Genomic DNA, 12,041 nt, shown 5'->3' with positions numbered 1-12,041 from the left:
ATGCACCTCACCTGGTCGTTCGATTGTTAGACTCCTGTCCGTGTCCGCAACCGAAGACGTGTCCAGAGGACTTCCCGCAACGAGTTGGGCGGTCCTCGGAACGCTCACGTTCGGTGAGGAGCTGACAGGCAACGATCTCAAGAAATGGGCCGACTGGAGTGTCGGGTTCTTCTACTGGAGTCCGTCCATCAGTCAGGTGTATGCCGAGCTCAAGAAACTCGAGAAAATCGGGTTCGTGGAATCGCGGGTCGTATCCGAACCGGGAGTGCGGGGTCGGCGCCTGTACGCGATTACCGAATCCGGAACCGAGGCAGTGCGCACCTGGTCACGCGAAGCTCCTGTGGAGGTTCCCGTACTCAAACACGGTGTCATGCTTCGACTTTGGATGGGGCATCTCAATGACCCGCCACGGCTCAAGGCACTTGTCGGTGCGCATATCGCCAATGTGGAGGAGCAACTACGACGCGCGGAGCTTCACGCAGACCACGCAGAAAACGAGCCCGCGTGGGCGTACTCCGTCATGACATTGCGTTGGTCGGTACGCTACTTCCGGGCTGAAATCGACCTTGCGCGTGAACTACTCGACGATATCGACCGGGCGTCGGCAGAATTTGCCAAGGTCGCCGAATATGATCCCCTCGGGTCGCCGATCCCGGTGTCGCCTGGCCGATGGAAGGACATCGAAGATCATGTCCTCTCACTCACCCAGGATCAGCGCGATATCTGAGTAACCAGCTGCCCTCGGTCATGACCAACGTGTTGCTCACGCCCTGGCAGCGGTTGGCAGGTTTCGAAGCAGCTGCCGACGCTGCAAAGTCGGTGTGACAGTGTGAGATCCACCGTCGATGGCACGCCAGATCGCAGACGCGGCCATGCGGACGGGTGCTGCACTGATGTGATCGTTACGTAGCGCCTTCGTCGGCCCACAAATCGACACTGCGGCAACTGCCCGTCCGGGCAGTCCGATCGGTGCCGCCAGACAGCTGAAGCCGGCCAACCCACTCCCACTTTCGAAGGCCACACCGGCCTCCCGAATCCGGGCACGCTGGGGATGCGTTGTGGATTGCGACTCGAATGCGAGCAGCGCCTGCCCCAAGGCAGTCGTGGGAGCATGACGCCGTTCCCCGACGCGCGTCGGGACAGCGGCGGCCAGGCGCCCGCCGATCTTCTCGAGATACACCACATCGGAGCCGTCGAGAATGCCGAGGTGAACAACAAATCCAGTGACGCGATACAGCTCGTGCAGCAGTGGCAACGCAGCTGTGTGCAGACGATCCTGGTGCACGGCGAGAGAGCCCAGCTCGACCAGGCGCATACCGAGCTCGTAGTCGCGGCCGTCGCGCCGTAGCCAGCGCATCGAGACCAGCCGCTCGAGTAGGCGGTGGGCGGACGACCGAGGAAGGCCGGTGCGGCGAACAATCTGGGCGAGCGTGAGGCGGCCAGGACCGTCGAAGGTGTCGAGGACGAGTGAGACGCGGTCGAGAACGGCAGTGGGTGTCGAGTCAACCCCCAGGTCAGCGGAATCTAGCTTCACGGTCGCTACTTGGGACTCCAGTGCCATAGTCATCGCGTCCACTACTCCTCTTCGATGAAAATCTGTGAGCTGGCTATTTCAATTAGAAATAGTGTCATATGACTCGCGATTTGTGAAGTGAATCACGTAAACGTCCTGCATCTGGGCGTAGGGGCGTGGCGCGTTCGGGTTTTTGTGGGCGCCATTCCTGTCGACTGGGCGATCCGGCGCGCATGCGTGTCGCTTCGGTTTCAGATGTGCCCGATATGTCTCTTGATTCGAATAAGTGTTCGAGTATCATTGTGGTCAAGGGTGGGGAGGCTCTGATGACCACGGTCAGCGATTTTGTTTCGGTGGGGGATGTTGTAGCCGGTTCGGCTGCGGGTGTGCGTGGCAGGTTGTGGCGGTTGCGTCCGGCCGAGGTTCGAGACGTTGCCGTCTGTGCGTCTGCGGAAATTCTTCGGCTGGAAGCGATTCGGGTTGCCGCAGTAGATGAGTTGGCGCTCAATCCTGATGAGCAGGTGCTGTGCTACCGCGGTGTTGGTCGGTGGTTGGCGGCGAACACGATGCTGCAGAACGCAGCCGGCAACAAAATCGCCGCCCTCGGTGCCGCGCTGCGGGGATTCCCGGACATTGCTGCCCAATTCGAGGCCGGTGATCTCTCGCTCGATCATGCGGCAATGATCGCCTCGTTCTGCGAATCACCACCAAAAGGCATGCCCGACAGGGCGTTACCGTCCTGTATGAAGACTCTGTTGGCTGCCGCATCCGGCGTGGAGACGACCACCGTCAAACTCCGCTACGCGATTGCAGTTCTCGAGCGGATCTTCGAATCCGACCAGGCACCGCCCGGTGAGGATGATGACCTCAATGTCTTGCGGATCGCGCCGACGCTCAACGGGCGGGTCGCTATCAAGGGCGATTTCGACGCGTTGACCGGCGAAATGCTGTTGTCGGCTCTCTCGGGTCTGTCGATGCCGAAACCGGCCGCCGACGGGACCCCGGATCAGCGGTCGGCTGCCAAGCGCACCGCGGATGCCTTCACGGAGTTGATCCGCCGCTACCTCGACAATGCCATGACCGGTGTTGATGGTGGTCAGCGTCCGCACGTGAACGTGCACATCACCGCGAAAGATCTTGCCGAGCATCGGGAATGCGCCACCATGCGTAGCGATGTCGCGGCGGATTTCGATGAGCCTGATCTCGAGGATCTTGTCGTCGGATACATGCCCTGGATGGGACCACTGAGTGTGAGCCTGACCCGCATGCTCGCGTGCGATTGCATGCTCTCCACCGTGTTGATGGACGGCAACGGCGCACCGCTGGATGCGACTCCACATAAACGCCTCGTCACGCCAGAACAGCGAACGGCACTGATCGCCCGCGACAAAGGTTGCGCCTTCCCCAACTGTGATGCCGTCCCGGCTTGGTGCGACGCCCACCACATAAAACCGTGGTCGGTCGGTGGCCTGACGGTGATGGACAACCTCACCCTCCTCTGCCGAAATCACCATCGGTTGATCCACAGCACCAGCGGGTTCCGCGGGATCTGGGAAATCAAGATGGGCGACGATCACAAACCGTGGTTCATCCCACCAGCTGCGATCGACCCGAAACAGCGACGCCGCCGCTCCACCACCCGCCAGGGACCAGTCCACCGAGACTGAATTCGGCTCTGCCGGAACTGAATACCGTGTGAGAGCTTCGCATCACCAGGAAAGACGATGTGAAGCCAACACGCATGCCTACGGGGTCCGACCACAGGAAAAGGGCTTGCGCACAAATGTGCGCAAGCCCTTCCCGGTAAAAATTTACATCGCTTGCAATTTACATCGCTGCCAGCGGTTCGCTGCCCGACCAGTCATGGCCCCAGTAACTGTCGGCGGTGATCTCCTCTGCCGAGTAGGAGTCCTGATCCACCTTCGATCCCTCGGTGCCGAACTCGATGTCCCAGCCGCCTGGCGCCCGGACGTAGAACGAGACCATCTTGTCGTTGGTGTGTCGACCCAGGGTCGAGGACACCGAGAATCCGTCCTTCACCACCCGGTCGAGTGCCTGGCCTACGGCGTCGAGTGTGTCGACCTCGACCATGATGTGAATCAGGCCGGGCGCGCCGCCGTGCGGGGCAGGGCACAGCGCCAAGCTGTGGTGGCGTTCGTTGACCCCGAGGAAACGGATGCGCAGGGGGCCGAACTCCGGCGGCGCGGGCAGGCGGAATGCGCCACGCGGATAGAAGCCGAGAACATCGGTGTAGAAATCGAAGCTCGCAGCGCTGTCCATGACCGGGAGAACAACGTGGCCAAGGCCCTGTGAGCCGGTGACAAATCGAGAGCCGAACGGCGTGACGACTGGGCTGTGATCGAGGATCGCGCCGTGGAAGATTTCCACATTTGCGCCGCCAGGATCGGTGAAGGTGATGACCTCTTCGACTCGGCGTGCGTCGGCCTCGGCCAGGGGAAGTTGCTCGACCGCGGTGCCGAACTTCTCCAGCGCGGCCTGAACGCGTCGTAGCGCATTGCGATCGGCCACCTCCCAGCCGATGCTGACGATCTCGTCGCGTTCGCCCTCGACGATGACGATGCGGGCGGCACGCTCGTCGAGACGCAGGTACAGCGCGTTCTCGTCCGGTCCGCTGCCCTTGGCGAAGCCAAGAACGTCGAATGCAAAAGTGCGCCAACGGTCCATGTCGTTGGTGGAGATCTTGACGTAGCCAAGTCCCTTGATGTCGGTGTGCGTCATCGTGTGTTGTTCCTTATGTCAGATCATCGCCCGCAGCGGGCCCTGCGGATCGGCGCCGAGGCGGCTGAGGGAGGCAGCGTGGAATACGGTGCCGGGGACGTGGATTGCGTGATGCTGGCCGGCATGAGCGTCGCGCCAGAAGCGCTGCAGTGGCTTGTCCATGCGAAGGGCGTTGCCGCCGCACCGCGGGTAGACCTGGTCGATGGCATTGATGGCACGCCATGCAGCCTGAACCTGGGTCTGCCGACCTTCGGCGCGCTGCTCGAACGTCACTTCCTTGCCTGCGTCCACGCGATCCCACATGCGATCGACATTGGCCAGCAGAGTATCTCGCGCCGCGCGAATATCGGCTGTTGCCTGGCCGATGGCGAAGAGCGTGTACGGATCATCCTTGATCGCGGTGCCCTGGGCATTGATGCGATCAGCCTGGTATTCGTTGGCGTGGAACAGCATTCCCTCGCAGATTCCGATGGTCGCGGCTGTGATCCCGAGTGGGAACATGTTCGACCACGGCATCAGGTACAGCGTCTCGGTGCGTCCGTACTTGCGTACAGCGGTACCGTCGATGACCTCGTCGCAATCCATGACGCGGTAGTCGGGAACGTATGCGTCCTTGACCACAAGATCTTTCGACCCCGTGCCGCGCAAACCCATGACGTCCCACGAGTCTTCGATGATCTCGTAGTCGGTGCGCGGAATGATCACGTGCAGCATGCGGGGCGGCATTTCCATGTTGCCGTCCTTGTCGCAGGCCATAGCGCCAAGGAACGCCCAATCACAATGGTCGGTGCCGGAGGAAAACTGCCAGCGGCCGGAGAACTTGTACCCACCGTCGGTGGGAATGCACATGCCGCCGGGCATATAGGGAGAGGCCATCCAGGTATCAGGATCGGAACCCCAGATTTCCTGCTGAACCTTCGGATCGGCAAACGCCAACTGCCACGGGTGAACTCCGACAATCCCGTGGACCCAACCAGCCGACGGATTCAGCGACGCCATCCGCATTACGGTTTCCGCGAACTCGCGCGGATGTGCCTCCATGCCGCCGTATTCCTTGGGCTGCAACATCCGGATCGACCCGGCGGCCTTCATCTTCTTGGCGGTATCGTCTGCCAACCGTCCGATTTTCTCGGCCTCGATACCTTCTTGGAAGATGTCGTCGGCCATCAAGTTGATCTGTTCGAGCACTTCGTAACTCATGGTCACCCTATGTTGTGTTGTGTCGTGTGGTCTCGGTCAGCACGGGCTCTGATCAGGACGTGGTCTGAGGTGCCTGGGCTTCCCGGGCTGCGACGTTCTCGGCAACTTCCTGCTTCCAGCTCGCCACCGCTCGGGTGGTGTCGATCTCGAACTCGAAGCGCTTGGTCATGTCTTCGGTGACGTCCTCGACATCGGTATAGAACTGGTTGTACCAACGCCGCAACTGATATACCGGGCCGTCTTCTTCGGAGAGAAGTGGATTGTCGATGGGAGCCTTGTTCTTCCAGATCTCCACGTCCTGAAGGAATCCCGTCTCGACGCCCTCGGTGAACTGCGCGGCCATAGCCGCAGTGTCCTCGTCGCTCATTCCGGGAAGCTTCTTCACCATGGCGCCGTACTGCAGCACGAAGGCGTTGTTCGAGATCGGGTAGTGGCAGTTGATCAGAACGGTCTCGATGATCTGACCGTTGGCCTCGCTCTTGAGCCAGTCGATCATGTACGACGGACCGAAATACGACGCGTCCGAACGAAGAACAGCGTTGGGATCGCCGTAGTTCGTGCCGCTGATGACATCCTCACGTCCCACCGACTCCATGTACTGGCTCGCGACATGACCTTCGAAGATGTTCTTGAAATACCGGGGGAAGGAGTAATGGATGTAGAAGAAGTGCGCCATGTCCACGACGTTGTCCACGATCTCGCGGCAATGCGAGCCTTCGATGGTGAGCGTGTTCCAGCTCCAGTCGCTCCACTCGCTGCTTCCGAACCCCTCGATCTCGGGGATGGTGACTTCTGCGGGCGGGGGATTGCCCTGGGGATCGTTCCAGACGAACAGCTGGCCGTTGCGCTCCAGTGTCGTCCATGCACGGGTCTTGGCCAGCGGCGGAACGCGTCGTGCGTACGGAATATCCGTACATTTTCCGTTACCGCCCCAACGCCAGTCGTGGAACGGGCACGCGATCGAATCGCCCTTGACCGTGCCCTGCGCCAGGTTGCCGCCCATGTGACGGCAATAGGCGTCGAGGATCTTGATGTCGCCCTTACTGTCGGCGAAAACAACCAGGCTGGTGCCGAAGATTTCGATCTGGTGTGGCGTTCCGTCGCGATACGTCTTGCTGAGTCCGAGGCAATGCCACCCCCGAGCAAATCGCGCCGGGGGAGCCGCCGCCTCGATTTCGCGAATTTCCTCGTCTGCCGTTGTGGGTGAGTCCGTGCTGAGCGACATGTCTTCCTCCGAGCCGCGTCCGACGACGCTGTCAGTGATGTGATCCACCCCATAGAACCGTTGGCGTGGTTGCCTCGGATACGGGCATTCCCGCTGGATGGAACACTTACTCTCGGGACCGGAAACTCGCCCCGCGTCGCATGATGTGGGAGCGATCGAGTTCGGCGATGTCACGTACGCCCATGAGCGTCAGAGTCCGAGCGATCTCCTCGCGGAAAATCTCGAGAACGTGCGCGACGCCGTCCTCACCGCCAACCGCCAGTCCATAGACGTACGGTCGGCCGATTCCGACCGCGGTCGCGCCGAGTGCAAGTGCCTTCACCACATCGCTGCCACGACGAATGCCGCCGTCCAGGTAGACGGGAACACCGCCGGATCCGCCCACTCGATCAACCACCGCAGGCAGTGCTTCGATGCTCGAGAGCGCGCTGTCGAGTTGGCGTCCACCGTGATTCGACACGACAATTCCGTCGGCACCCAGTCGGACAGCAGCAGCGGCATCATCCGGATCGAGAATGCCTTTGACGTACATCGGGCCGTCCCACAGATCGCGGATCTTCGCCAAGTCGTCCCAGCACAGTTCCGGTCGCAGGAGACTGACCTGCTTCTGCGCCGATCGCACTGCGGCGGCGGCGCCTCGCTCGTCGACCAACATGCGCGACGAGATTCGCTGGTGTTTGAGGAAGTTGTAGGCCCAGCGGGGTTTGCGGGCCGCGTCGAGGACGCGGGACGGCGAGAGAGTGGGCGGAATCCCCATGCCTCGCTTACGCTCCCCCTCCCGGTTTCCGGTCACCGGAACGTCAACCGTCACGAACAACGCGCTGTACCCGGCGTGGTGTGCGCGGTCGATGAATTTCTTCGCCAACGATTCCCCGGTGCGGACGCTGGTCCACGGGTAAAGCTGGAAGAAATGGTTCTCGGAGGTCGCGTCCGCGATCTCCTCCACGGTGTAACTGGATGCCGTCGAGATAACCGCGCGCGTGCCAACGCGTTCGGCTGCCCGAGCGGCAGCTCGTTCACCGGTCCACTGGATAAGTCCGGTCATTCCGGTGGGAGAGAGGAAAACCGGGAGATCGAGCGCTGTGTTCCCCACTTTGGCGGACAGCCCTTGACCTTCGTTTCCGGTCAAAACCCGGGAGCGAAGCGCCCACTTGTCGAAATCATCGACGTTGGCGCGCAGCGTCAGCTCGTCCTCGGCGCCGCCGTCGACGTACGCCCAGATCATCGCGGGCAGTGCCTTGCGGGCACGTTCGCGGTAGTCAGCGACGGTTATCGGTGACGTACGTGAGGACAGAGTGAATGCAATGGCCGACATGGAGACACTCAATCACCGGAGAATCGCCCGGTTGCTGCCTGATCCCGCTCGGTGGAACTTACCGATCCGAGTGAGCAGTCTCCGCCACGGTGACCCACGCCCTGCCCGCGGTTACGCCTGCGTCATCGGTTGCACTCACGATGAAATCGGAAACATACTCCGAATCCTTGAGATACCGGGCGACGGCAGTGCGGGTAAACGTGAGACGCGAGGCATCCGAGACGAAGATTCGGGTGCGGAATCGACGGACGCTGTCGGCATCGAACGAGGCGTCGACGTGCGCGGCCAGCGCGGACGAAGTGCTCGCGGCGACAGGACCTTTGATGTCGCAGGCGATTCCCGACGCGTACACCTCGGCAACCAAGTGCCCGTACACGTCGCGGTAGTCGATGGTCCGGGCGATCCGCGACGGGCCGCCGTCGGTGGACGGGATTCGTTCGAGTGAACGGATACTTCCCACAACAGTGTCCGTGGGGCGTGGCGGGCCGAAGAACACCACATCCTGTTCGTCTGTCGACGCGTCGATCAAGCCGGCGGATGCGTCGTACAGCGTCGAAAATGTCGGCAGCACCGCGTGCGCCAAGGGATTCTCGTCGACAAGCATTGCAGTCACGATAACCTCCGTTTCCCCCGGCCAGTCGGCCGTTCGAGTGGGTGATGGCAACGCTAGTGACCATCGCGGCTACCACAGCATTTGCTCCCGCTGATCGGGAATATGTGCAGAAGTGCCCTGTAGTGCGGCTGGGACGTAGCCGCGGTTTCGGTGGGCGAGACATCAGTTTCTGGTGGTATTGCGCTCGTTCCACCGTGCGGGAGATCCTCTGTCGAGCGGGCTGTAGGCCGAATAGTGTCACCCGAAAATTCGGCAGAGCAACGCGTCACTGCAGGTTGCGAAGGGAATGTGATGAAACTCGAAGAATTGCGCGACGGAACAGCAGTGATCACGGGAGCCGGAAGTGGAATCGGCGAGGGTCTGGCCCGCGAAGCTGTCAACCTCGGAATGAATGTCGTCCTGGCGGACATCTCCGCCGAGCGCCTCGAGGCTGTGGCGGCCGATCTTCGGGCAGACGGAGCCCACGTGCTGACCGTCCCGACCGATGTCACCGTCGCCGCAGATGTGGACGCACTGGCCGACGCGACCTACGCGGAGTTCGGTGCCGTGACACTCCTGGCCAACAATGCCGGCCTCGAATCCGTCGGGTTCACGTGGGACATTCCGGCTGACGAATGGCGCCGCGTCATCGACGTCAACCTGACCGGGGTTTTTCACGGCATCCGCTCGTTCGTCCCCAGAATGGGAGCCGACCCGCGGCCTTCCCACGTCGTCAACACCGTCTCGGTCGGCGGTGTGGCGATCACACCGAAGATGACGGCGTACGCGGCCTCGAAGCACGGCGTGCAGGCGCTCACCGAAAGCCTGTATCTCGAATGTGCCGAACAGTTTCCGCAGATCCGCGTCTCGGTATTCAGTCCGGGACAGGTTGCCACCAGGATTTTCGAGGACGTCGCGGTGCGCCCGCAGTCCGGGTCGGACACCGAGTTCTGGCGCGAGAACATCAGAGAAGGTATGTCGCCCGCGGCCGCAGCCAAAATCTACTTCGACGGTGTTGCGCAGGAAGAGTTCTGGATACTCACGCACCCCGATTCGTTCGACCGTCTGGCCGCAAAGCGGGCCCAGGTTCTGACCGGAAAACTACGTCCGGACGCACTGTTCGACGGCCGGAACTGAAAGGTATTGCTATGACGAACAAGGCACCTAACGTACTGATCGTCTTGGTCGATGACATGGGATTCGGCGCCACCTCGCCGTTCGGTGGGCCGATCGACATGCCCACGGCGCAGCGGCTCGCAGATGACGGCCTGAAGTACAACAGGTTTCACACCACCGCACTATGTTCGCCGACCAGAGCGTCGCTGCTGACCGGCCGAAATCCACACGCGGTGGGGTTCGGTACTGTCACCAACTTCGAGAGCACAGACCCCGGATACAACTGCACAAGGCCAGACAGCGCCGCAACGCTCGCGATGACTCTGCGTGAGAACGGATACAACACAGCAGCATTCGGAAAATGGCACCAAACTCCGGGTGTCGAAACGGGACCGGCCGGACCGTTCGATCGTTGGCCAACCGGGGAGGGGTTCGAGCACTTCTACGGATTTCTCGGCGGATCCACCGACCAGTACTACCCGGCTCTCTACAACGGCATCACCCCGGTTGACGCCCCAGCAGGTCCGGAGGAGGGCTACCACCTCTCCGAAGACCTCGCCGATCGCCTGATCGACTGGGTGCGCCACCAGCAAGCGGCCGCACCGGACAAACCCTTCTTCACGTATCTGGCTCTGGGAGCGACACATTCACCCCTTCAGGTCCCGGCGCAGTGGAGAGACAAATACGCCGGGAAGTTCGCGCACGGGTGGAACCGTCAGCGCGACATCACCGTGGCACGCCAGCACGAGTTGGGCGTCGTACCGGAAGACGGACAGCTGACGGCGTGGCTGGATTTCATTCCCCAGTGGGATTCGATGAGCGACGAAGACCGTCGCGCGGCGGAATTGCTCATGGAACTGTACGCAGGTTTTGCCGAGCACACCGACGCTCAGGTCGGACGGGTGATCGACGCACTCGACGACATGGCCGCGCTCGAAAACACCTTGGTTTTCTACATTCTCGGCGACAACGGTGCGGCCGGTGAAGGCGGCATGCTCGGCACCGCCAACGAGGGCATCCTGTTCAACGGCCTGAAGGACACGTCGGCGCGGATCATCGACAAGAGTGCGGAATTGGGTGGACCGACCACAGCGCCGCAATATCCGATCGGGTGGGCGCTGGCGATGGATACGCCCTACCAGTGGGTGAAGCAGGTCGCGTCGCATTACGGCGGCACGCGAAACCCGTTGATCGTGCACTGGCCGTCCGGCATCGACTCGGGTGGCGAGATTCGCGAGCAATGGCACTTCGTGTCCGACGTCGTTCCCACTGTTCTCGAGGCTGCGGGAATTGCGCAGCCAGAGACTGTCGGCGGCGTGGCGCAGCAGCCGATGGACGGAGTGTCGATGCTCTACAGCTTGAACGACCCGTCGGCGCCCGATCGGCGAACCACGCAGTATTTCGAAGTATTCGGCAACCGCGGGATCTACCACGAGGGGTGGGTGGCGTGTACCGCTCACCGCGTACCGATGCAGGCGGCATCCGGTGACAAGCCATTCGAAGACGATGTGTGGGAGCTGTACGACACGAATACCGACTGGACCGAGGCCGCCGACCTGGCGTCGACCCGGCCGGACAAACTTGCCGAGCTTCAAGCGGTGTTCGAACGCGAGGCGGTCCGAAACCAGGTCCTGCTCGACAACACTCGCATGCAGAGGATGCGCAAGGGGTCGGTGAAGCCGGCGCCGAGTTCGCACACCTATCCCGGGTCGATGCCACCCTTGCTGCCGGACGCGGCACCCAAACTGTTCAATCGTTCGCACGCGATCACGGCGAACGTCGAACTGTCGGAGGCGGGGCGAACCGGCGTTGTCGTGGCTCAGGGTGCTCGCGCCGACGGCGGATGGAGTCTGTATGTGCACGACGGCGCCCTGACGTACTGCAACAACGTCGCGGATCTGCATGTGCAGCACGTTCGTAGCCGGGTGGTGATCGAACCCGGCCATCACGACCTGCGGATGGAACTGCACTACGAGGGCGACGGATTGGGCTCCGGCGCGCAGATCGTGCTTCTGGTGGACGGCGCCGTTGTTGCGTCGGATCGGATCGAGCGGACGACACCGTTCTACATCGGCGGAACCGGCCTGCTGACAATCGGGCGATGCCACGGCGTCGCAATCAGTTCCGACTACACCGACCGAGATCGTTTTGTAGGGACGGTGCGATCCGTTCGGGTCGATCTGGATGATCTGCCTCCGCGCGAAACGGAAGCGGATCTCGCGCGGATTGCATTTGCGGTGCAGTAGGGCCGGAGGCCCCTCTGGAACCTGTTCCAGTTTTGTGCGATTGTGGATAACGTATTCGTGACCGGGAGCACATCTCGATGACGGCAGGCCAAGCA

General features: G+C 61.8%; 10 protein-coding genes. 4 read left to right on the top strand and 6 right to left on the bottom strand.

Going from position 1 to position 12,041, the window contains the following annotated elements; genetic code table 11:
* Nucleotides 1–40: 40 nt before the first annotated feature.
* Nucleotides 41–727 (top strand): PadR family transcriptional regulator, encoded by a 687-nt coding sequence (locus EEB13_RS07085; protein WP_033235691.1) that lies wholly within the window; start codon nt 41–43, stop codon nt 725–727.
* A gap of 36 nt (nt 728–763) precedes the next feature.
* Here EEB13_RS07085 and EEB13_RS07080 read toward each other — a convergent pair whose 3' ends face one another.
* Nucleotides 764–1,567, bottom strand: coding sequence for an IclR family transcriptional regulator (locus EEB13_RS07080; protein WP_033235829.1), 804 nt, complete (start codon nt 1,565–1,567; stop codon nt 764–766).
* 272 nt (nt 1,568–1,839) lie between these two features.
* Here EEB13_RS07080 and EEB13_RS07075 point away from each other — a divergent pair, with 272 nt between their 5' ends.
* A complete protein-coding gene (locus EEB13_RS07075) occupies nt 1,840–3,180 on the top strand; it encodes an HNH endonuclease signature motif containing protein (RefSeq protein ID WP_141484901.1) in 1,341 nt (446 codons plus the stop codon).
* Between the two features lie 160 nt (nt 3,181–3,340).
* On the opposite strand, the gene bphC is transcribed toward EEB13_RS07075, so the two are convergent.
* From bphC to EEB13_RS07050, 5 genes are all read right to left on the bottom strand, one after another.
* The gene (gene bphC / locus EEB13_RS07070) at nt 3,341–4,252 is read right to left on the bottom strand and encodes a biphenyl-2,3-diol 1,2-dioxygenase (protein ID WP_092802516.1); all 912 of its coding nucleotides are present in this window, start codon (nt 4,250–4,252) and stop codon (nt 3,341–3,343) included.
* An 18-nt stretch (nt 4,253–4,270) separates the two neighbouring features.
* On the bottom strand, nt 4,271–5,452 hold the full coding sequence (locus EEB13_RS07065; protein WP_033235689.1) for an acyl-CoA dehydrogenase family protein: 1,182 nt from the start codon (nt 5,450–5,452) through the stop codon (nt 4,271–4,273).
* A gap of 52 nt (nt 5,453–5,504) precedes the next feature.
* Nucleotides 5,505–6,677 carry a Rieske 2Fe-2S domain-containing protein gene (locus EEB13_RS07060; RefSeq protein ID WP_033235827.1) on the bottom strand — a complete coding sequence of 391 codons (1,173 nt, stop codon included), beginning with the start codon at nt 6,675–6,677 and terminating at the stop codon, nt 5,505–5,507.
* A gap of 106 nt (nt 6,678–6,783) precedes the next feature.
* Nucleotides 6,784–7,992 carry an alpha-hydroxy acid oxidase gene (locus tag EEB13_RS07055; RefSeq protein ID WP_033235688.1) on the bottom strand — a complete coding sequence of 403 codons (1,209 nt, stop codon included), beginning with the start codon at nt 7,990–7,992 and terminating at the stop codon, nt 6,784–6,786.
* Between the two features lie 58 nt (nt 7,993–8,050).
* Nucleotides 8,051–8,605, bottom strand: a complete 555-nt coding sequence (locus EEB13_RS07050; RefSeq protein WP_106939692.1) for a hypothetical protein — start codon at nt 8,603–8,605, stop codon at nt 8,051–8,053.
* Nucleotides 8,606–8,896: 291 nt separating this feature from the next.
* Between EEB13_RS07050 and EEB13_RS07045 the strand changes: the two genes are divergently transcribed.
* Entirely contained in the window at nt 8,897–9,721 is an 825-nt protein-coding gene (locus EEB13_RS07045) for an SDR family NAD(P)-dependent oxidoreductase (protein ID WP_141484900.1), read from the top strand.
* An 11-nt stretch (nt 9,722–9,732) separates the two neighbouring features.
* The gene (locus tag EEB13_RS07040; protein ID WP_141484899.1) at nt 9,733–11,946 is read left to right on the top strand and encodes an arylsulfatase; all 2,214 of its coding nucleotides are present in this window, start codon (nt 9,733–9,735) and stop codon (nt 11,944–11,946) included.
* Nucleotides 11,947–12,041 lie beyond the last annotated feature (95 nt).

It is taken from the genome of Rhodococcus sp. WS3, from assembly GCF_003797085.1.
Taxonomy (GTDB): domain Bacteria; phylum Actinomycetota; class Actinomycetes; order Mycobacteriales; family Mycobacteriaceae; genus Rhodococcus_F; species Rhodococcus_F globerula.
Note: the sequence above shows the minus strand (reverse complement) of the source record. Positions and strands in the feature narration are given on the sequence as shown.